A 21409-nucleotide genomic window follows, 5' to 3' on the forward strand; every position below is an offset into this window, starting at 1 on the left:
ATGAGCGCTATTAAATACGAAAAAAACGCTGACAATATTGTAATTCTTACTCTTGATTCATCGGGTCAATCTGCCAATACCATGAATGCAGAATTCCGTGATTCACTCAATAACGTCAGCCAAAAGCTTAAAACAGAAACGGATCTAAAAGGTATTATTTTCCGTTCTGCCAAGAAAACCTTCTTTGCTGGTGGTGACTTGGATGAGCTGATTCAAGTACAACCTGAACACGCCACTGAATTTTTCAAAATGATTGAAGAGCTCAAGGGCGACTTACGTGCGATTGAAACTTTAGGTGTCCCTGTTGTTGCTGCCTTAAATGGTACGGCGCTCGGTGGCGGTTGGGAAATTGCTTTAGGCTGTCATTACCGTATTGCCATCAATGATCCAAAAACCAAATTTGGTTTGCCAGAAGTGACCTTAGGCTTGCTGCCAGGTGGTGGCGGTATCGTGCGTATGGTACGTTTGCTTGGTTTACAAAATGCGTTTCCTTTCTTGATGGAAGGTACGCAATTTGGTGTGGATAAAGCAAAATCACTGGGTCTGGTACATGACACTGCTGAGAATGAACAAGAGCTATTAGATAAGGCGATTGCTTGGGTCAAAGCCAATCCTAAATCTCAACAACCTTTTGATGTCAAAGGCTACAAGATTCCGGGTGGCGATCCGAAAACTCCAGCTGTAGCACAAGTGCTTGCAATTGCCCCTGCGATGCTACGTGATAAAACCAAAGGCTGTTACCCTGCGCCTGAAGCGATCATGGCGGCAGCAGTAGAAGGTGCGCAGGTTGATGTTGATACCGCTTTGCGTATCGAATCACGTTACTTTACTCAACTCACGGTCGGTCAAATTTCTAAAAATATGATCGGCACTTTTTGGCATGGTCTCAATGCAATCAAGTCTGGCGCAAGTCGCCCTGCGGATGTTGCAAAATGGCAAGCGACTAAAGTCGGTGTGTTAGGTGCGGGGATGATGGGGGCAGGCATTGCTTACTCAACTGCAATCAAAGGCATCCCTGTAATCCTGAAAGATGTCTCTGTTGAAAATGCAGAAAAAGGCAAAGCTTATTCACAGAAACTTTTGGATAAACGTGTTTCACAAGGTCGTATGAACGCAGAAAAACGTGACCAAGTCTTAGCACTGATCACTGCAACGGCAGATGCAGCAGACTTGCAAGGCTGTGACTTAATCATCGAAGCGGTATTCGAAAACCAAGAGTTAAAAGCCAAAGTGACTCAAGAAGCTGAACAATATTTGGCTGAAGGTGGAATCTTTGCATCGAATACCTCGACCCTACCCATCACTGGTTTGGCGACGGCGAGTAAAGATGCTCAAAAGTTCATTGGACTTCATTTCTTTAGCCCAGTCGATAAAATGCAGTTGGTTGAAATTATCAAAGGTAAACAGACCTCTGCTGACACATTGGCGAAGGCTTACGACTTTGTCCAGCAAATTGCCAAAACCCCAATTGTAGTGAATGACAGCCGTGGCTTCTTCACCAGTCGTGTGTTTGGTACCTTCATTCAAGAAGGGATGCGTCTACTTGCAGAAGGCGTACATCCAGCCAAAATTGAAATGGCAGCACTGAAAGCAGGTATGCCGGTTGGCCCATTGGCGATTCAGGATGAAGTCTCTCTGACCTTGACTGAACATGTCGCAGCAGAAACCCGTAAAGCCCTGCAAGCGGAAGGCAAAGATTTACCGAAAACCCCTGTAGATGAGGTGGTACACACCATGATTCATGAGCTGAACCGTAAAGGTAAGGCTGCGGGTGCAGGTTTTTATGACTACCCTGAAAATGGTAAAAAACATTTATGGGATGGACTCAGTCGCTGGCAGAAAGATAACAACATTTCTGAACAAGACATGATTGACCGTTTCCTATTTGTACAAGCACTAGATACTTTACGCTGCTATGAAGAAGGTGTTTTAGAATCTGTGATTGATGCCAATGTCGGCTCGATTTTTGGAATTGGCTTTGCCCCTTGGACAGGCGGCGCTATTCAATTCCTGAATCAAAATGGCATTCAAAAATCCTTACAACGTGCTGAGCAACTGGCGGCACAATATGGTGAACGTTTCACACCTCCAAAATTATTGAAAGAAAAAGCACAGCAAAATACTGTGATTCAATAATCTCGATTGAGCCAAGCCAATTAAGGTCCGTATGGAACTCCTTGTCTATACGGGCTTTTTTATGCACTCGACAAAATCACAGCAAAACATCTGAGTAATGCATCACAATTTATGCTATAACTTTAGCAATTCTGCTTTATTTTTTTGCATCATTTGGAAATTTCTTATGTCTGAAAAACTCTGCCCAGAAACTTCGCCTTGGGGCTGGAAAGCATTAATTATCACCACAATTCTCAGCGTACTGTTTATGGTGATTTTCTACTTGGCCATTAATAATGAACCAGATTATATGCCGATGAACCAGAAGAAAGCCGCAACTCCTGCTGAAATGTCACAATCATCAGTGACAACTGAAACAGGAACAACGGAAGCACATCAACACAATCACTAAAGTGTTATTGCCGAATATGATAAATCCGTGTAAAACATGGGTTTATCATGATGTTCGAGATTTTCAATGCTTCAACAAAATCGTCAGGCACTGGTCGTTGAAGGTGGTGGAATGCGCGGTGCATTCACCAGCGGTGTCTTAGATGCATTTTTACAGCAACAATTTAATCCTTTTGATCTCTGCGTTGGCGTCTCTTCAGGCTCAACCAATGTGGCCAACTACCTCGCAGCACAGCAAGGCCGCACCCTAAATCTCTACCTCGATCACTCGCTTCGTTCTGAGTTTATTCAATATGGTCGCTTTTTCAAAGGTGGTGACCTACTGGACTTAAAATGGATGTGGGACATCGTCGAAAAAGAGCATCCGCTCAATCAAGCCCATCTGTTTGCCAATCACCCTGAATTTTATATGGTATTGACGCACGCCATTTCAGGTGAAGCCACTTATATCAAAGCATCTAAGGACAATATCCTTGATGGCTTAAGAGCATCGAGCTCGATTCCGGTATTAACACGTCAAGCCGTTGAGGTTTTTGGTGAGCCCTACTTTGATGGTGGTGTTGCCGACGCCTTACCCGTACATTGGGCGGCACAACAGCATGATGTTTCTAAACTCATGGTACTCAGAACTCGCCCGAAAAATTATTATAAAGCCAGCAGTAAAGGTGACCAATTGCTTGCCAAATACCTGTTTAAACAGCAACGTGGTTTTGCGCAAAGTTTATTAACGCGGACTCAACGTTATAACGATGCTGTCGAATTTACCCGCTCAGCCTCTGGTCAGAAAATCTTGGAAGTGTGTCCCCCTGATTTAAAAAATATGGCAGGTCGACTTTCAAAGAATAAAGCCAAAATCCGCTATAGCTATGATGTCGGGATAGAAACAGGTTTAAAGGCAATTGAGGACTGGAATAGGCTTTAATCCTTATCCAATCAATTTCAATTCTACTTTGGATAGCAAAGCATTTTTTCTTAATTCAACCATGGCAGCAGCATCTTCGGTCTACGCGTCCCTATCCAAAGTATGAACCAATTTCTTATCATCAATTCCATATTCCTACTTGGCAAATCAGGCCCAAAAGGCGCAAAATCTAGTTTTATATTTTGTTATTTTTGGAATTTATTATGAATAATCAACCATCCCCAAAAAAAGATTCAAATGAAGAAACGGTATTGGGATGGAAATTTGTCATCATTGTTGGTGTACTGAGTACCATCTTTTTAAGCTTTTTCTATTTGGCCATGACCCAAGAACCGGATTATATGCCAGGTGCACAACGTAAGGCACAACAGCAACACACTCAACAATCAGCCACTTCTGAAGTCGCAACCGGACAGCATTAACCCGTTTTAGATCCTGACAAACTTCTCATACACGAAGTTTGTCATCTAATCTCCAAAATCAAAGTGCTCATCATTACTCACCTTTCCCCCAAAACTTCCATTTATCTTTTGGGCAGATATAGGCTTGCTCTGAGACAGAAACCAATTGTTTCGACTCTAAGTCATAGACCTTAAATTGGCATTGCTGGTTTTGATACTCTCCCAATATTTCATACTCGCGGCCTGCTTGAGGCTTAAATGAAGCTTCCGTATTTTCACATCCATCGACTACTTTGGCTTTGCCCGTAGTCTGCTCTGTACCGACTACAAATCCATGCAGATTGATCGGTTGATTAGCCGTCACCACATATTCCTTATAAGTCACCATCTGATAGGTATTAAAATTCTGCTCAATGTCTTTTTGTATGATTGTTCGTGGCATACCAATCGAATAATTCATATTGATTCGGGTAAAGGTTTTGAAAGCATTCCATGCCCCGTAGCCACTTAAATTTTCACGTATCCCTTGTTTTCTACTTTTACAATCAAAAGTATGCTGCATATATATTTGCTGGCCATTTTGGCCGTATAAACGGACTCTGGCTTGCGTTGAAGGATTAAAACTGACGACGCCCTTCTGATTAAGTGGACTCTCAAATTCTTTTGCTTCACTTAAATTGGAGAAGACCAAAAGCAAAACAGCGAGATAAATTTTGTTTTTCATCATTTGAATGACTCTACTTGTTGTTATTTAATTTTTTTCAACCATATCTCACAAGTGACGATATCAACCGATCTGAGTTGATATCGTTGAATTTATGCAGCAATCAATTCATGCTATTAGCACTTACAACCGATATTCTCGATTGGCATTTGATCTTGCAATAATAATTCCAGACTTTGTTTTTCAATGCCATACATGGCTTTCAAGGCTTGGATTTGCTGCATGATCTTGGCATCCGGTTGCTGAATATCTTTACGCTTGGTCGCCAAAATCATTTTATTCTTACTGGTATGCTCCAAAGACACAAACTCAAAAACTTTGGTTTCATAACCATAAGCTTTAAGCAGTAATGCACGTAAAGTATCGGTTAACATTTCTGCCTGTTGCCCTGCATGAATACCGAATTGCAACATCGGTTGTAATACCTCAGGGCTTTGCAGCTGTGGACGAAGTTCCTTATGGCAACACGGCGCACACATAATCATCGACGCATTCAGACGGATACCGGTATGAATCGCAAAGTCAGTGGCGATATCACAGGCATGCAATGCAATCATCACATCTAACTTTTCTGGCTGATAACTACGCACATCCCCTTCAAAGAAATCCAGATGACTAAAACCCGTTTGATCAGCCACATTCTGGCAAAACTCAACCAGATTCGAACGCAGTTCAACCCCTGTAATTAAAGGTGTTTTATGCTGCGCTTGTAGATAATCATATAAGGCAAAAGTTAAATAGCCCTTACCTGAACCAAAATCAACGATATTCAATTCTTGTTGTGTAGCGTCAATCTGTTCATAGGCATGCGAAAAAATTTCAATAAATTTATTAATTTGCTTCCACTTACGCGCCATACTTGGAACAATTTGTCCTTTTTCATCGGTAATGCCGAGATGCTTTAAGAATGGACTTTGCTGTTGTACATAACGCTGCTTTTCACGATTATGCTGCTGTTGTTCAACTTTGACGGTCGATGCCTGTTTCTTCTGAGTGTTCAACATGGCTTTCTTCTTATTTTTCTTGAGTTGAATATCTTGATCAGAAGTGAATAGATTGGCTTGCTTAGACAGGCTCAATAGCTCAGCAATTTTTTCTAAACCTTCATCAATCGCATAGTTTTTGGTCATGTCTTGTGTGGTGTAATGATATAAGCAAGATAAACTTGCCTGACCCTGTAGTTCAATTACACGGAAAGTCATCTTTTCTAATTGTGCCATTTCGCCTTTGTACTGACTCAAAATCAGGCGATCAAAGCTATTATTTTCAATAGATTGCTGGATATCCAAGAAAAACTGCTGTTCTTGTTCAAAAGAAAATTTCGGCGCAAACATAATGAAAACCTGACAAATAGAAACTAAATTTTAAAGCGTCTTACTTTAAAAGGGAAATTGCATTACGATACAGTTGTATTTTTATGCAACCAGATCGTTGATGAACACAAACACATTGCTGGACTATGACCCCAAAGAAGAACTGATTAATGCCTATAGTCATGGGGCTGGCGCAGTACTGGCTTTAATTGCCTCAATCTTTTTGATCATCAAAGGCTATGCTCTACCTTTAGAACAATGGATCAGTTTATGGGTGTATGGCTTTAGCCTAGTGCTGTTACTCAGTAGTTCCATGCTGTATCACTTTGCCCAAGATGAACGCAAACGCTATTGGTATAAAAAACTGGATCATACCGCGATTTACTATCTGATTGCAGGCACCTACACCCCGTTTTTGAGTATTGCCATTCCAACTGCCAAGGCACATTACTTACTGATTGCTTTATGGGCCATTGCCCTGCTCGGTACACTGTTTAAACTGGTCTTCATTCACCGCTTCCAAAAACTTTCTTTAGCTGCCTATTTAGTCATGGGTTGGCTGGCTGTGTTGGTGATGGATGATATGCAACGTTACCTATCTAAAGAGGCGGTACAACTGCTGATTGCAGGTGGTTTGGCTTATACCATCGGCACATTGTTTTATGCCTTAAAAAAGGTAAGATATACCCACGCAATTTGGCATGTTTTTGTGCTATTAGGCGCAGGATTACACTTTTTGGCAATCTACTGTTATGTATTATAAGTCCATATATAGCATTAAGTTTTCGAAGTAAAACTGCACATTCAAAAGGAATTTTTCAAGACAACCGCTATTCTGTTTCTTGAATGAATAACATGAAGGTCTTGTATGTCGTCAAGCACTACGACGGCCACCCCAGAAGTGGCCAGCAATTCAAAAGTACGGGTATTATTTGCCAGCCTTGTCGGTACGACAATTGAGTTTTTCGACTTTTATATCTATGCCACAGCAGCAGTACTGATTTTTCCACACTTATTTTTCCCTGAAAGTAGCGATGGTGCTGCGGTGCTCAAGTCACTTGCGACCTTTGCGATTGCTTTTATTGCCCGCCCAATTGGTGCTGCGATTTTCGGACATCTCGGTGACCGAATCGGACGTAAAGCCACATTAGTTGCTGCTTTACTGACCATGGGGATTTCAACCGTCTGTATCGGTCTGCTACCAACCTATGCACAAATTGGTCTCGCTGCACCACTGTTGCTTGCCTTGTGTCGTTTAGGCCAAGGCTTGGGCTTAGGTGGTGAATGGAGTGGTGCGGTACTGCTTGCCACTGAGAATGCACCAGAGGGCAAGCGTGCTTGGTATGGGATGTTCCCTCAACTCGGTGCCCCGATCGGTTTTATCCTTGCAACAGGTTCATTTTTATTACTCAATGCTTTTATGTCTGAACAGGCGTTTATGACTTGGGGCTGGCGTATTCCATTTATCGCCAGTGCAGTATTGGTTTTAGTCGGCTTATATATCCGTTTGAAGTTGCATGAAACACCTGCCTTCCAAAAGGTATTGAATAAACAGAAAGAAGTAAATGTCCCTTTCAAAGAAGTCATGACCAAACATTTTCCAATGTTAGTGCTCGGGACAATTGCAGCCATCTGTACCTTTGTTGTTTTCTATCTCACCACCGTATTTGCATTAAACTGGGGCACGACAAAACTCGGCTATGCCCGTGGTGACTTCTTGGTGTTACAACTATTTGCAACCCTCTGTTTTGCTGCCTTTATTCCCCTATCTGCAATTTTTGCAGAGAAATTTGGTCGTAAAAATACGTCAATTGCCGTGTGTATTCTTTCAGCCTTATTCGGATTGTGTTTCGCACCGCTATTAGGCTCAGGTAGCCCTATTTTAGTGTTTTTGTTCTTATGTATTGGTCTTTCAATTATGGGCTTAACCTATGGACCAATTGGCACAGTCCTGTCAGAAATCTTTCCAACTTCGGTTCGCTATACAGGCTCAGCCTTAACCTTTAACTTGGCAGGTATTTTTGGGGCCTCTTTTGCGCCATATATCGCAACAAAATTGGCAGAAAGTTATGGTCTGGGTGCAGTCGGTTTATATCTTAGCGTGGCTTCAATTTTATCGTTAATTGCATTTTTAATGATTCGTGAAACCAAGCATGATGATGTAAATAACCAAATTTAAGTGTCTTTGTTCAGATGATCTGTGAAAAATACACGCTCAGATCATCTGAAATACCATTTAATTACATAGTTTTTATCTTATAAAGTTGCTTTTACAACAGCATTCTTCCAAATATTTTTTGTGCTAAAATAACCGCCTTCATTTTTTTTAGACGATTGTGTTATGTACGCAGTGATTATCGTTGCCGTATTTTTAGTCAGCTTTTTGTATACCTATTTACGAGGCAAAGAACGATTAAAAGCATCTCGACAATTATTTGACCATTCGACATTTTTAGCGCCAATCAACATGTTCATGACGGGCTTTTCTAAATTGCCGAACCAACCTTTCTTCGATGTGGCGCAGTTCCCAGAACTAAAACCCTTACAAGATAACTGGCAAGTGATTCGTGAAGAGGCCATCCAACTACAGAACCAAATTAAAGCGTCTGAAAAAAACAATGATGCCGGCTTTAACACCTTCTTTAAGCGAGGGTGGAAACGCTTTTATCTAAAATGGTATCAAGACAGCCATCCTTCAGCACAACAACTCTGTCCAAAAACTGTTGCTCTACTAGAAAGCATCCCGTCAGTCAAAGCAGCTATGTTTACCGAATTGCCTTCTGGCAGCTACTTGGGTAAACACCGTGACCCTTACGCAGGTTCAGTACGTTATCATCTTGGCCTAGTCACACCCAATAGCGATGATTGCTTTATCGAAGTCGATCAAGAACGTTATAGCTGGAGAGACGGTGAAGCCACAGTCTTTGATGAAACCTTTGTACATTGGGCTGAAAACAAAACCGATGAAACCCGTATTATCTTATTCTGTGACATCGAACGCCCAATGAAATGGGGTTGGGCACAAAAGTTCAATCACTGGTTTGGTCGCAATGTCATGTCTGCCGCAAGTTCACCCAATGATGACCAAGACAAAACTGGTTTTATTAACCGTATTTTTAAATATGGTTATGCCGTGCATCACTATGGTCGTGGCCTAAAAGAACGTAATCGCCCACTCTACTATGTATCTAAATGGTTACTATTTGCCATCCTGATTGGCTTAATCTTGCTCCCAAGCTTTTTATAATAAAATTCATTCATAAAAAAGAGATGCAATTGCATCTCTTTTTTATTTCAAACCAATTGAACTTAATTTGCTTTTGCAGTCTGTGTACCTGCTGTTTGTGCCGCCGCAGCGTTGGCCGCTTGAACAGCCGTTTCACCAATTAAAGCAATCTTGGCTTTCTCTTGGCTCTGTGCAGATAATGCAGGATTTGATGCCACAATACGGTTAATATTTGCAGAGTTTGCAGGCGCAATTGCTGCTGTTTGCAATACGATTGGACGGTTGCCTGTATCACCTAAAGTATAGCGAATGCCAGTACGTGGACTGATCACAGTTGTGACTTCACGTTTAACTTGTGCTTCAGCTGTATTGCTGCCTTTTGCCGCTAAGACTTTATCCACAGTCGTGGTTTGTGGTGCATCGTCTGCAAATGCAAAACCCGATACCGCCGCACTTGCCAAAATTAAAAGTTGTAATGGTTTTTTCATTGTCTTCCCGCTTTTAATGCGAACTCAATCAAGATCTGTAAGTCCAATAATGAAACTACAAAGCGTGTCTGGACTCAAGTAAATTCTCGTAAAAAAAGCAGAGACCAATGCTCTGCTTTTTTATTTCAGCTTAAATCAAGTCAAAACTTAGATTTTACCGTGACATTGCTTATACTTTAAGCCAGAACCGCAAGGGCAAGGCGCATTACGACTTTCAGGTACTGGGAATGCAGTATTACCTACATTTTCAATCTCTTCAGAAGCCGTGATTTCACCGGTTAAACCATCTACATCATCATGTTCAAACGACAGACGCATTGATTCCGCCTGACGTTGTTGCTGTGCTTCAAGTTCTGCCAATTCTTCTGCTGTCGGTACATGAACACGAGATAAATCCGTCACCACATCAGACTTGATCACACCCAACATATTTACAAACAAGTTGAATGCTTCTTTCTTGTATTCTTGCTCAGGATTTTTCTGTGCGTAGCCACGTAAATGAATCCCTTGACGTAGATAGTCCATCGCAGCCAAATGATCTTTCCAATGGCGGTCAAGCGAGTTCAACATAAAGTGGCGTTCCAACATTGCTGCTGAATCATCCCCCATTTGCTCACGACGTTGGCGGTAGCGATTAATGACTTCATCAGAAATACGAGCCACTAAACCTTCTTCATCCAAACGACGATCTTGGTCTAACCATTGCTGTACAGGAAGCTCGATACCTAAATCACTATGCAAAGCATTTTCCAAGCCTTCGATATCCCACTGGTCATGAATCGACTCTGGTGGAATAAAGTTTGCGATAAGACCTTTCACCACTTCCTGATGCATTTCTTCAATATAGTCTTGAAGCGTACTTTCCGCTAAAACTTCATCACGTTGTGAATAAATGATCTTACGTTGTTCGTTGTTCACGTCATCGTACTTCAATAGATTCTTACGAATATCAAAGTTACGTGCTTCAACTTTACGCTGTGCATTTTCGATTGAACGGCTCACCATTTTGTGCTCAATCGCTTCACTTTCTTGTAAGCCCATTGCACGCATCATGGCAACAACGCGATCGCCCGCGAAGATACGCATCAAGTCATCTTCAAGTGACAAATAGAAGCGAGATACACCAGGGTCACCTTGACGACCCGCACGACCACGCAGCTGGTTATCAATACGACGTGATTCATGACGCTCAGAACCTATGATATGTAAACCACCTGAACTTAAAACGTCTTCGTGATCTTTTTCCCACTGTGCCTGTAAACGTGCTTCATCTTCAGGGGTTGGATTTTCAATTTTGGCTAGCTTGGCTTTCCAGTTACCACCCAGCAAAATATCGGTACCACGACCCGCCATGTTGGTGGCAATGGTTACCGCATTCGGACTACCCGCTTGCGCAATAATATCCGCTTCACGTTCGTGCTGTTTTGCATTCAAGACTTCGTGATGAATACCCGCCTGTAATAACTTGGCAGATAAAATTTCACTGGCTTCAATGGTTGCGGTACCGATCAGGATCGGTGCAACGCCCTGCTGACGAATCTTGGTAATTTCTTCAATAATCGCGGTATATTTACCATTACGGTTTAAATAGATCAAATCGTTATGATCGACACGGACCATTGGACGGTGCGTTGGAATAATCACCACATCCAGACCATAGATTTCTTTCATTTCCGCAGCTTCAGTATCGGCAGTACCGGTCATACCTGACAGCTTTTTATATAGACGGAAATAGTTCTGGAAAGTTGTGGTTGCCAGCGTTTGGTTTTCTGGCTGAATTTCCATGTTTTCTTTGGCTTCAACCGCTTGATGCAAACCTTCAGACCAACGACGACCTGGCATGGTACGACCCGTGCTTTCATCCACAATAATGACTTCTTCTTTCTGAGTCTGTGGATTAACGCCAATGATGTAGTGCACATTCTTTTGATAGAGATAGTGTGCACGAATCGCTGCAGTGACATGGTGAACTAAATTCAGGTTAGTTGCTGAATAAAGACTCTCGCCTTCAGCCAACAAGCCCATTTCAATCAGTTTTTGTTCAACTGTTTCATAACCAACTTCAGTCATTTCAACTGAACGCTGTTTCTCATCGACCCAGAAATGCCCGCCATCAGCCACTTTTTCTTCTTTCTGTGGACGTAATGTTGGAGGAATACTGTTAATCAGCTGATAAAGATGAGATGAATCTTCACTTTGACCTGAAATAATCAACGGTGTACGTGCTTCATCAATCAAGATTGAGTCGACTTCATCGATGATGGCGTAGCTTAAACCGCGTTGCTTTTTCTCTTGCAGAGAAAACACCATATTGTCACGAAGATAGTCGAAACCGAATTCGTTGTTGGTCCCGTAGGTAATGTCGGAAGTATAGGCTTGTGCTTTTTCATCCGGCATTTGCATCGAGTAAATCACACCAATGCTGAGGCCTAAGAATTCGAATAATGGACGGTTCAACTCAGCATCACGTTGTGCCAAGTAGTCGTTCACCGTAATCACGTGAACGCCTTGACCACTTAATGCATTGAGATAACACGCCAAAGTACCCATCAGGGTTTTACCTTCACCGGTACGCATTTCAGCAATCTTACCTTCGTGTAAGGTAATACCACCAATCAACTGCACGTCATAATGGCGCATGCCCATGACACGTTTTGCTGCTTCACGACACACCGCAAACGCTTCTGGCATTAACTTATCTAAAGTTTCACCATTACTAAAACGTTGTTTGAATTCTGGAGTTTTTGCAGAGAGGTCTGCATCGTTTAGAGCAGATATCGTCGGTTCAAGCGCATTAATTTGTTCAACAATTTTACGCATGCGTTTGAGCTCACGCTCATTTTTTGTACCGAAGATACCTCCGATCAGACTTGCCAACATGAATAAACTCTCTAATCCTGTTTGTTATAAGGTTTGTCAATTTCAACAAACCCTAGGTCGGTTAATTTTTTCTTAGCTGTTATTATGGAGTCAGAAATAAGAACTACAAGTGCTTTGCATTCAAACAGGCAAAAAAATCTGCGAGGCGATTCTGACGTCACATCACTAAAGATGCGTTAATGTAGCAAATTTGCATTTAACTTACATCGACTTGAATGTGAATTTCTGATCATTTTTTAACAAGATCAATAATCAATATCTCAAAAGTTCATAATAAAATACAAAAACAATAATTTTATTTATAAAGTACATCCTGCATATTAGATGGAGATAGAAAACATAAAGAATGTATAGAGGATTGATCATGACATTACGTTTAGGCGATATCGCCCCAAATTTCCAGCAAGAATCAAGTGAAGGTAATATTGATTTTTATGACTTTTTAGGGAGTAGTTGGGGAATTCTTTTTTCACATCCTGCGGACTATACGCCCGTTTGTACCACTGAACTCGGCTATACCGCCAAGCTGAAAGATGAATTTGACAAACGTGGGGTGAAAGCGATTGCCCTTTCGGTTGATGATGTGGAATCACATAAAGGCTGGATTCAGGACATCAACGAAACGCAGAATACCACAGTCAACTTCCCGATTATTGCGGATAAAGACCGAAAAGTGTCTGAACTTTATGGTTTTATTCATCCTAATGCCAACGAAACCTTAACTGTACGTTCATTGGTCATTATTGATCCGAATAAAAAAGTGCGTTTGATCATTACCTATCCAGCATCAACAGGCCGTAATTTTAATGAAGTATTGCGCGTGGTCGACTCACTGCAATTGACTGACAAGCATAAAGTTGCGACACCAGCAAACTGGCAACAAGGCGAAGATGTGGTGATTGTGCCTTCATTAAAAGATGAGGAAGAAATCAAACAACGCTTCCCGAAAGGCTATAAGGCCGTCAAACCGTATTTACGATTAACCCCTCAGCCTGAACAAGATTAAAGCGTATACTTTAATCGCAGTGCAAGACAAACGAAGTGCGTAGCCATAACGACCAGCAACGCTCGTTCCTGAGAAGCGGCTAAAGCTTCGCAAGAAGATGAACAGCTATGCTGTGAGTGAAGAGATTAAAGCGCAAGAGCAATAAATCGAATCAGGATTAAACAATATGAATCTCAGCCTATCCTCTGGATAGGCTTTTTTATGCCAATCGAAATTTGTTTTGGTATTTCTGAATCAATAAGGTTATAAGAATAATTCGATCCGCCACAGAATAAAAACAGCACCATGATCTACAATATTCACCATCTGCACTGTGGGAGCTTCTGCCCTGTTTGCGCGCCATTATTTGGGCAAAAAGGCTGGAAAGCCCACCTCGTCTGCCATTGTCTTTTAATTGAAACAGATCGTGGCTTAGTTTTGATTGATACAGGCTTAGGACTCCAAGACTATTTACACACCGAACAGCGCTTAGGTCCTTTGCTCAAGCAGTTTGGTTCGATTGTACCGAACCTAAAACTCACCGCCATACAGCAAATTCAAAAACTCGGTTTTAATCCGAGTGATGTACAACATATTTTTGTGACCCATTTGGATTTTGACCACGCAGGTGGAATTTCAGATTTCCCCAATGCGACAGTACATCTCTTAGCCGCTGAATTTAATGCCACTCAATCGCTGACCACCAAGGGCAAACTTCGTTATAAGACAGAACAATTTAAACAGCATCGTCATTGGAACTTTGCTGAACATAACGATGGCGAAGCATGGTTTAATCTGCAAAAAGTCCAAGGGCTTCCATTATTTCACGATGAAATTTTGATGATTCCCCTGATCGGACATACGGCTGGACATTGTGGCATCGCCATTAAAAAGGCGGATGGTTGGGTGTTATTTTGTGGTGATGCCTATTACACCCATCTGGAGCTCAATCCGAAAAATAAACTGCGAGCCTTAGATCTTACAGAACGTTTATTGGCCGAAGATAACCAATTGCGTTTGCACAATCTCAAACAGTTACAATATCTCGCTCAACATGAGCAAAGCATTGAGTTAATTTGTGCGCACGATCCAATCGAATTCAGTCGCTATCAGTAATATGAAAAAAACGCTCCTTGCCCTTACACTCATTTCTACGCTCAGTGTGGGCGGATGCATGAAGCATTCAAGCCTTAATGATGAACAACGTCCAAAAAATTGGGGAACACTGATTTCACAGCAGCATAATTTTTATCAAATTAGCAATGATGTATTTCGTAGTGATCAACCTAGCAATGAACTCATTCCAATTTTAAAACACTATAATATTGATACGGTCATCAATCTCAGAGCCAGAAATGAAGATGCCAAAGTTTTAAAAGATCAACCTTTTAATCTGGTGCATATTCCAATTTATACATGGGCCATCAATCGCCAAGATCTATTACAGACCATGCAAGCGATTCAAACGGCTAAGCAAAATAACCAAAAAGTATTAATTCACTGTTATCACGGTTCTGATCGTACAGGGGCAAACATTGCCATGTATCGCATTATTTTTGAAAACTGGCCAATCGAAGATGCGGTCAAAGAAATGAAACAAGGGGGTTATGGCTTCCATGTGATCTGGAAAAACATTGATCATTTGTTTACGCCTGACAATGTAAAATGGATTCAACAACAACTGTTGAATCCATCTTCATAACAAACATCAACTGTGTTTCAGTTAGCGTTGATCAAGCGGAACCCAGTCAATCACCCAAGCTGATTTCATATTTAAACTTTCGTCTGTGGTAATTTTCTTACGGGTTGCATCGGCAACGTCACGGTCTTTGGCTGGGCCAACCATAATCCGAATCCCTTTCGAGGTTGGACTCGTTGTCACTTTATAACCTTTAGCACGCAATTTAGACACGACAGCATCTGCATTGGCTTGGTTCGCAGCTAATGCCACTTGTACCATCCATTTTTTATCGCCATTTTCCATCAAATCACGTGCTTTTTCTGCTTCGGCTTTCTTATCCGCTTCAGCTTTACGTTTATCTTCTGCGGCTTTCTTGTCTGCTTCTGCCTTACGCTTATCTTCTGCGGCTTTCTTGTCTGCTTCAGCTTTACGCTTGTCTTCGGCTGCCTTCTTATCCGCTTCAGCCTTACGCTTGTCTTCAGCTGCCTTCTTGTCCGCTTCAGCCTTACGTTTGTCTTCTGCTACCTTCTTGTCCGCTTCAGCTTTACGTTTGTCTTCTGCTGCCTTCTTGTCCGCTTCAGCTTTACGTTTATCTTCTGCTAACTTCTTTTCGGCATCAGCCTTCTGTTGAGCTGTTGTTTTTTGCTGTTCAGCACGCTTCTTTTCATCAGCGAGTCGTTGTGCCTTGGCTTTTTCATCTTCAACCAGTTCTGGCGGAATATTATCTGAACTTTCTTGGGCTGCTGTTCGACGCGCATTAATCGCCGCATATTCCTCGGCGGCCTTACGTGCTGCTGCTGCTTCTGCCTGCTGCTGCATCTTTAAAAATTCAGCGGCGCGTGCTTCTTGTTCTGCAACTGCTTTTTCACGCGAACGGCGTTGTTCCTCAAGTAAACGTTTTTCAGTTTCAACATCAACCGCCAATGGTTGTAGAGAAACCATTTCACTCTCTTGAGCAGGCTGAGCTGTTTTTGGCTTAGGCTCTGTTTTAGGAATCGGATGAGTAACAGTCGCTTGAGTCTGATCTTGCTCTATTTCTTCATTACCTTTCAAAAGCAATGCTGCCAATAAAACACCACCACCTAATAGAACAACGCCACCCATCCAACGTTGTTTGTTATTCATCGACATTCTTCTAAATACTCCCAGATCGCTTCTAAAGTATGAAACGAACCACAGACTAAAATCAGCTGATTGTTATGACCTTGTTTCAGCACAGTTTCAAACGCTTGCTGGATACTGCCAAACTCATGCACCTGTTGCCCTTGCAGTGCTTTTTGGATTTGTTGCACTGGTGCGGCTCTAGGCACATCTAAATTAGCAATAAACCAATCTTTTACTGTTGTTTTTAGTAAATCAGTGACCGATGGAATGTCTTTATCAGCCAACATTGAAAATACTGCAACAACTTCTGTGTACTGTTTATTGTATTTTAGGAATTTTCGCAACTGCTTCAATAAAAATTCGACGCCATGCGCATTGTGGCCCGCATCAAAAATGACAGTTTTATCTTGAATCTGACGAATTTCAAAACGCCCTTGTAAGCGAGCTTGCTGAATCCCGCTGGCAATCGCTTGCTGAGACACCTCAACACCACTTACCAATACTGCTGCGACTGCAGTGGAAATATTATCTAAGGCCAGTTGTCCAACTGGAAGTCTTAACGTCGTACCCGAAGATGCAAATGACCAAGTTTCACCATCATCATTAAGCTGATAAAAATAATCACGATCTAAGGCATATAACTGAGCTTGGGTTTCAGCCACTTTCTCTTGAATGGCTTGCGGCAGTTGCTGCTGCCCTGCAAAAACCACTGGAATATTTGGACGAATAACTCCTGCTTTTTCAAATGCAATCTTTTCGACGGTATCGCCCAACCAATCGACATGGTCTAAGCCAATATTGGTAATCACCGCAACATCGGGATCAATCACATTGACCACATCAAGACGGCCGCCTAAACCAACTTCAAGTACCCAAACGTCACATTGTTGCTGCTTAAAAATAACAAAAGCAGCCAAAGTGGTTGCTTCAAAAAAAGATAAACTTAAACCACACTCACGGCGGGCTTGATCCACCAAAACAAATGCATCCACCAGACGTTGATCATCTACCTCTACACCTGCCAACTTTACACGTTCATTAAAACGATAAATATGCGGTGACTGATACAGCCCCACCTTATACCCTTGTGCATTTAAAATTGCAGCCAAAGTAGTCGTGGTCGAGCCTTTACCATTGGTTCCTGCGACGGTAAACACCTTCGCCTGTGGTTGCATTACCCCCAATTTTTCAGCGACGGGAATAACGCGCTCTAAACCTAAATCAATGCCTGTAACGTGAACATGGCCCCAATAATCGAGCCATGTTGTTAATGTATCTGTTGCATGTGGAGCGAGTGGTTTCAAGGTAAATTCATCAGCTTAGCGACAAGTCTGTATACAGTATCACGTAATGCATGGCGATGAACAATTTGATCGACCACACCATGATCAAGCAAATATTCTGCACGTTGGAATGGTTCTTCCAATTTTTCACGCACGGTTTGTTCAATGACACGTTTACCCGCAAATCCAATCATTGCCTTCGGTTCAGCAATATGGACATCACCAAGCATCGCCAATGAAGCAGTCACGCCACCGTAAACGGGATGGGTTAATACCACCAAATAAGGAACACGTGCTTCTTTCATTTTCTGGATAGCAGCCGCAGTACGCGCCATTTGCATCAAAGACAACATGCCTTCCTGCATACGTGCGCCGCCCGAAGCAGCAAAACAAATCATCGGTTGATGTAAGGCAATCGCACGCTCAGCGGCTTGTACAAAACGGTCACCGACTACAGTTCCCATTGAACCCGCCATAAAATCAAATTCAAACGCACACGCAATGAGATCTAAGCCTTTTAACGAGCCCTGCATCACCACGAGTGCTTCAGTTTCATCAGTTTTGTCTTGTGCTTCACGGATACGATCTGGATAAGGTTTGCTATCTACAAACTTTAAAGGATCTTTGGCACCAAACTCTTGACCTAGCTCACCGTTGACCTGATCAAAGAACCAGTTCAACCGATCACGCGCACGCATATGCAAGTGCTCATCACACTGAGGACATACATAGGCATTAAATGACATTGCAGTACGTGTCACCAACGCATGGCATTCAGGGCATTCAATGGTCGGCTCAGTAAACGTTGCTTTGAATGTTTGCTGTTGATCCGCAACCTGAATACCTGGGACATGACGCTCCGTCCAAGGTGTTGAAGGGCTAAGAACCTTCCCTGATGTTAACTCTTGACTCATACTAACTCATCGAGCGCAGCTCGAAGCTCCTTCACTTTATTCACCGTCTGTTGCGCAGCTTGATCCGCTGGCAATGTCGCAAAAGATTTAACGAAAGCACTTCCTACAATCACGGCATCAGCAACTTGACCCATCGCTTTTGCAGATGCAGCATCACTAATTCCAAAACCGACGCCCACTGGTACATTGGTCTTCGACTTAATTTTTGCAATACGGGCTGCTGCTTCAGAGGTATCTAAAGTTGCTGCACCAGTCACACCTTTGAGTGACACATAGTAAACAAAGCCGCTGGCTTGATTGACCACATGCTGGATACGTTGATCGGTTGAAGTTGGTGCAAGCAAGAAGATCTGATCCATTCCGTTTTGTTGCAGAACTTCACCTAATTGCTTCGATTCTTCTGGCGGCAAGTCCACCAAAAGCACGCCATCAACACCGCATTCTTTCGCATAAGCAACAAACTTGTCATAACCAATCACTTCAACAGGATTTAAATATCCCATTAAAACGACTGGTGTGGTTTGGTCTTTTTCACGAAAGGCTTTCACCATATTCAGTGCATCTAAAGTATTGGTTCCACCTGCCAGAGCACGCTCAGCCGCTAAAGCAATTACAGGGCCATCTGCCATTGGGTCAGAGAATGGTAGACCGAGTTCAATGACATCGACCCCTGCTTCAACCATTTGATGAAGCAATGGAACAGTAACCTGTGGATGCGGGTCACCTGCCATAACATAAGAAACAAGCGCTTTACGTTGCTGAGATTTAAGCTGTTCAAAACGAGTGGCAAGACGTGACATAGGATTATGCTTTCCTGATTTATATAAATTAAGGAGTTGTTTGTAGTCATACAAAAACACTGCATTGTAACGCTATTTTTTGTTCATTGAACAGAGTTTGACGTGATTGCGACAGTGAATCTTGCTACTTACAACAGCCTTGCTACATTTATCTATATTTTGAGTTTTTTCTCAATGATCAAAGCTTCCTAATTTTAGGCGGATTGCTTAGGGTCTGTTGGCATTTCACAGATGCTTGCGACAGAGGGCATTTTTTAGTCGGTACAAGGCATATCTTATGCAATTTAGTTATTCTAAATAAATAAGATATAACGCCGTAACGGCAAAAAATGCCCCTGTCCTTGCGCTGTGATCAAAGCAATACTTTGCTCTTACTCAGGTTATGGCTAAAACTTCCATAAACTGTGTTATGGAACTTGACAAGGGGATCTCCATTGCCTGCGTTTCATGCCTTGTTTCTGTTGTTTTAGCCTATAACGCAAGACATGGTTGAAGTGCCAACAAACCCTAACATTTTAGAAATCAGCCAAGCTCCTTTATACTAGCCGCAATTTTTAAGTTTTCTTTTTATTTTTATGTCTGCCCACTCTCAGGAAAAAGTACAAAGCAATGCCCTTGCTTTGCTACCGCTATTGGTATTTTTGATCATCTTTCTCGGGAGTGGTGTCTATCATTCAATGATTGGGACAGAATTTGCATTCTATCAAGTCAAAGCACCTGTTGCAGCCATTCCAGCCGTCATTTTGGCTTTGTTGTTATATAAGCAAAAACTGAATGCAGCAATTGAAGAGTTTTTACAAGGCGCCAGTCATCCCAATCTGATTCTGATGTTTATGGTATTTATGCTGGCCGGCGCTTTTGCCAGTGTCTCCAGTGCCATAGGCAGCGTCGATGCAACGGTACAGTTAGGGCTTTCACTTATTTCACCAGAATTTGTCTTACCCATGCTGTTTATCATTGCCGCGTTTATTGCAACGGCAATGGGAACATCAATGGGCACCATTGCAGCCTGTGCCCCGATTGCTTTTGGTTTTGCCCAAGCCACGGATATTGCACCTGTCTATGCCATTGGTGCTGTAGTCGGTGGTGCCATGTTTGGCGACAATCTATCGATGATCTCAGACACCACCATTGCCGCAACCCGTAGCCAGAATGTCGAACTCAGAGATAAATTTCGCGTCAATGTCTGGATTGCACTCCCTGCGGCCATTATTACCTTGCTGGTTTATATTTCCATGAGCCATGAGGCGGAGGCGATTCAATCAACGCCTTATGATATCTGGCTGATTCTGCCTTATCTGGCTGTGTTCTTTCTTGCTTTTACCCGTCTCCATGTTTTAGCAGTGCTGATGATTGGCGTGATTTTATCGGGTCTGATGGGGCTGCTTGAAAAACCGGATTTTGATGTACTCAAGTTGAACAGTGCAATTTATGACGGCTTTGTCAGCATGTTTGAAGTGGCATTACTTTCCATGTTGTTAGGTGGATTATCAACATTGATGCAAAAAGAAGGTGGCTTGCAGTGGTTGATTCAACGCATCTATACCATTACCCGTCTATTTAAATTCGGGAAACAGCGTGCTGGTGAACTGGGAATTAGTTTCCTCGTGGTATTCTCGAATCTCTTTGTCGCCAATAACACCGTAGCAATTATTTTATCAGGTGATATGGCACGTGAAGTGGCCAGAGAATATGGGGTGGACCCTAAACGCAGTGCGGCTTTGCTTGATATTTTCTCGTGTGTGGTGCAAGGGATTATCCCCTACGGCGCGCAGTTACTACTTGCCTGTTCGATTGCCAAACTTTCTCCGGTTGAATTGATTGGCAATATCTACTATTGCTGGATTCTTGCGATTTGTGCGGTGCTTGCCATTGTCTTTAATTATCCACGTTTAAAAAAACCATAGAAGATTTGAATTACTGCTCAAATCCCACTCTCAATAACGCTTCAATTTAGACAAGAATCTACTATCGTGGTAGGCGACATGGATGTCGCCCGTTGGACTGGCCTTGCGCTGCATTTCAAAGCAGTGCTTTAAAATTTGCTCAGGATGTACCGTCAGTCCAACAGAGGATTTTTGTTACTTTTCATCCCTGCAAAGTAAGGAAAATATCAAACCCATTTGTTTGTTTATAAATTAAACTACCTTAGCTAAACTCAC

Annotated in this window: 19 protein-coding genes; 11 read left to right on the plus strand and 8 right to left on the minus strand. The window is 42.3% G+C overall.

Translation table 11 applies throughout. The annotated features are described in order from the left end of the window. The 4 genes from F993_RS17460 (at position 1) to F993_RS17445 (ending at position 3870) form a co-directional block, all read left to right on the plus strand. The gene (locus tag F993_RS17460) at positions 1-2136 is read left to right on the plus strand and encodes a 3-hydroxyacyl-CoA dehydrogenase NAD-binding domain-containing protein (RefSeq protein ID WP_004652400.1); all 2136 of its coding nucleotides are present in this window, start codon (positions 1-3) and stop codon (positions 2134-2136) included. Positions 2137-2302: 166 nt separating this feature from the next. Then, positions 2303-2527, plus strand: a complete 225-nt coding sequence (locus F993_RS17455) for a hypothetical protein (protein ID WP_004652402.1) — start codon at positions 2303-2305, stop codon at positions 2525-2527. A gap of 66 nt (positions 2528-2593) precedes the next feature. Continuing rightward, entirely contained in the window at positions 2594-3448 is an 855-nt protein-coding gene (locus tag F993_RS17450; RefSeq protein ID WP_004652403.1) for a patatin-like phospholipase family protein, read from the plus strand. 203 nt (positions 3449-3651) lie between these two features. Beyond that, a complete protein-coding gene (locus F993_RS17445; protein WP_004652404.1) occupies positions 3652-3870 on the plus strand; it encodes a hypothetical protein in 219 nt (72 codons plus the stop codon). Positions 3871-3943: 73 nt separating this feature from the next. On the opposite strand, the gene F993_RS17440 is transcribed toward F993_RS17445, so the two are convergent. After that, positions 3944-4576, minus strand: coding sequence for a hypothetical protein (locus tag F993_RS17440; protein ID WP_004652405.1), 633 nt, complete (start codon positions 4574-4576; stop codon positions 3944-3946). Between the two features lie 113 nt (positions 4577-4689). Then, positions 4690-5907, minus strand: coding sequence for a class I SAM-dependent methyltransferase (locus F993_RS17435; protein WP_004652406.1), 1218 nt, complete (start codon positions 5905-5907; stop codon positions 4690-4692). Positions 5908-6007: 100 nt separating this feature from the next. Between F993_RS17435 and trhA the strand changes: the two genes are divergently transcribed. The 3 genes from trhA (at position 6008) to lpxO (ending at position 9133) form a co-directional block, all read left to right on the plus strand. Further along, complete coding sequence (gene trhA / locus F993_RS17430) at positions 6008-6649, plus strand: PAQR family membrane homeostasis protein TrhA (RefSeq protein ID WP_004652407.1); 642 nt, start codon at positions 6008-6010, stop codon at positions 6647-6649. A 105-nt stretch (positions 6650-6754) separates the two neighbouring features. Then, on the plus strand, positions 6755-8065 hold the full coding sequence (locus F993_RS17425; protein ID WP_004652408.1) for an MFS transporter: 1311 nt from the start codon (positions 6755-6757) through the stop codon (positions 8063-8065). 162 nt (positions 8066-8227) lie between these two features. Then, the gene (gene lpxO, locus F993_RS17420) at positions 8228-9133 is read left to right on the plus strand and encodes a lipid A hydroxylase LpxO (protein WP_004652409.1); all 906 of its coding nucleotides are present in this window, start codon (positions 8228-8230) and stop codon (positions 9131-9133) included. A gap of 62 nt (positions 9134-9195) precedes the next feature. On the opposite strand, the gene F993_RS17415 is transcribed toward lpxO, so the two are convergent. Next, a complete protein-coding gene (locus tag F993_RS17415; protein ID WP_004652410.1) occupies positions 9196-9600 on the minus strand; it encodes a thioredoxin domain-containing protein in 405 nt (134 codons plus the stop codon). Positions 9601-9747: 147 nt separating this feature from the next. Continuing rightward, positions 9748-12480: a preprotein translocase subunit SecA gene (gene secA / locus F993_RS17410; RefSeq protein ID WP_004652411.1), complete on the minus strand. Its 2733-nt coding sequence runs from the start codon at positions 12478-12480 to the stop codon at positions 9748-9750. 364 nt (positions 12481-12844) lie between these two features. Between secA and F993_RS17405 the strand changes: the two genes are divergently transcribed. The 3 genes from F993_RS17405 to F993_RS17395 all read left to right on the plus strand — a co-directional run bounded on the left by F993_RS17405 (position 12845) and on the right by F993_RS17395 (position 15167). After that, entirely contained in the window at positions 12845-13486 is a 642-nt protein-coding gene (locus F993_RS17405) for a peroxiredoxin (RefSeq protein WP_004652412.1), read from the plus strand. A gap of 285 nt (positions 13487-13771) precedes the next feature. After that, positions 13772-14581 (plus strand): MBL fold metallo-hydrolase, encoded by an 810-nt coding sequence (locus F993_RS17400; protein ID WP_004652413.1) that lies wholly within the window; start codon positions 13772-13774, stop codon positions 14579-14581. A 1-nt stretch (position 14582) separates the two neighbouring features. After that, a complete protein-coding gene (locus F993_RS17395; protein WP_070075771.1) occupies positions 14583-15167 on the plus strand; it encodes a dual specificity protein phosphatase family protein in 585 nt (194 codons plus the stop codon). Between the two features lie 21 nt (positions 15168-15188). On the opposite strand, the gene F993_RS17390 is transcribed toward F993_RS17395, so the two are convergent. The 4 genes from F993_RS17390 to trpA are packed head-to-tail and all read right to left on the minus strand — an operon-like array spanning position 15189 to position 19247. Next, entirely contained in the window at positions 15189-16277 is a 1089-nt protein-coding gene (locus tag F993_RS17390) for an SPOR domain-containing protein (protein WP_004652415.1), read from the minus strand. Next, positions 16268-17554: a bifunctional tetrahydrofolate synthase/dihydrofolate synthase gene (gene folC / locus F993_RS17385; protein WP_004652416.1), complete on the minus strand. Its 1287-nt coding sequence runs from the start codon at positions 17552-17554 to the stop codon at positions 16268-16270. Before folC ends, F993_RS17390 begins: the two co-directional genes overlap by 10 nt. Continuing rightward, on the minus strand, positions 17551-18447 hold the full coding sequence (accD, locus tag F993_RS17380; protein WP_004652417.1) for an acetyl-CoA carboxylase, carboxyltransferase subunit beta: 897 nt from the start codon (positions 18445-18447) through the stop codon (positions 17551-17553). The genes folC and accD overlap by 4 nt, the downstream gene beginning before the upstream one ends. Next, positions 18444-19247 carry a tryptophan synthase subunit alpha gene (trpA, locus tag F993_RS17375; RefSeq protein ID WP_004652418.1) on the minus strand — a complete coding sequence of 268 codons (804 nt, stop codon included), beginning with the start codon at positions 19245-19247 and terminating at the stop codon, positions 18444-18446. The genes accD and trpA overlap by 4 nt, the downstream gene beginning before the upstream one ends. Positions 19248-19822: 575 nt before the next feature. Between trpA and F993_RS17370 the strand changes: the two genes are divergently transcribed. Continuing rightward, the gene (locus tag F993_RS17370) at positions 19823-21154 is read left to right on the plus strand and encodes a Na+/H+ antiporter NhaC family protein (protein ID WP_004652419.1); all 1332 of its coding nucleotides are present in this window, start codon (positions 19823-19825) and stop codon (positions 21152-21154) included. The last annotated feature ends 255 nt before the right edge of the window (positions 21155-21409 follow it).

It is taken from the genome of Acinetobacter proteolyticus (assembly GCF_000367945.1).
GTDB lineage: Bacteria > Pseudomonadota > Gammaproteobacteria > Pseudomonadales > Moraxellaceae > Acinetobacter > Acinetobacter proteolyticus.

Coding starts and splice junctions, on each gene's coding strand:
- F993_RS17460 (WP_004652400.1), top strand. CDS start 1: ATGAGCGCTATTAAATACGAAAAAAACGCTGACAATATTGTAATTCTT.
- F993_RS17455 (WP_004652402.1), top strand. CDS start 2,303: ATGTCTGAAAAACTCTGCCCAGAAACTTCGCCTTGGGGCTGGAAAGCA.
- F993_RS17450 (WP_004652403.1), top strand. CDS start 2,594: ATGCTTCAACAAAATCGTCAGGCACTGGTCGTTGAAGGTGGTGGAATG.
- F993_RS17445 (WP_004652404.1), top strand. CDS start 3,652: ATGAATAATCAACCATCCCCAAAAAAAGATTCAAATGAAGAAACGGTA.
- F993_RS17440 (WP_004652405.1), bottom strand. CDS start 4,576: ATGATGAAAAACAAAATTTATCTCGCTGTTTTGCTTTTGGTCTTCTCC.
- F993_RS17435 (WP_004652406.1), bottom strand. CDS start 5,907: ATGTTTGCGCCGAAATTTTCTTTTGAACAAGAACAGCAGTTTTTCTTG.
- trhA (WP_004652407.1), top strand. CDS start 6,008: ATGAACACAAACACATTGCTGGACTATGACCCCAAAGAAGAACTGATT.
- F993_RS17425 (WP_004652408.1), top strand. CDS start 6,755: ATGTCGTCAAGCACTACGACGGCCACCCCAGAAGTGGCCAGCAATTCA.
- lpxO (WP_004652409.1), top strand. CDS start 8,228: ATGTACGCAGTGATTATCGTTGCCGTATTTTTAGTCAGCTTTTTGTAT.
- F993_RS17415 (WP_004652410.1), bottom strand. CDS start 9,600: ATGAAAAAACCATTACAACTTTTAATTTTGGCAAGTGCGGCGGTATCG.
- secA (WP_004652411.1), bottom strand. CDS start 12,480: ATGTTGGCAAGTCTGATCGGAGGTATCTTCGGTACAAAAAATGAGCGT.
- F993_RS17405 (WP_004652412.1), top strand. CDS start 12,845: ATGACATTACGTTTAGGCGATATCGCCCCAAATTTCCAGCAAGAATCA.
- F993_RS17400 (WP_004652413.1), top strand. CDS start 13,772: ATGATCTACAATATTCACCATCTGCACTGTGGGAGCTTCTGCCCTGTT.
- F993_RS17395 (WP_070075771.1), top strand. CDS start 14,583: ATGAAAAAAACGCTCCTTGCCCTTACACTCATTTCTACGCTCAGTGTG.
- F993_RS17390 (WP_004652415.1), bottom strand. CDS start 16,277: ATGTCGATGAATAACAAACAACGTTGGATGGGTGGCGTTGTTCTATTA.
- accD (WP_004652417.1), bottom strand. CDS start 18,447: ATGAGTCAAGAGTTAACATCAGGGAAGGTTCTTAGCCCTTCAACACCT.
- trpA (WP_004652418.1), bottom strand. CDS start 19,247: ATGTCACGTCTTGCCACTCGTTTTGAACAGCTTAAATCTCAGCAACGT.
- F993_RS17370 (WP_004652419.1), top strand. CDS start 19,823: ATGTCTGCCCACTCTCAGGAAAAAGTACAAAGCAATGCCCTTGCTTTG.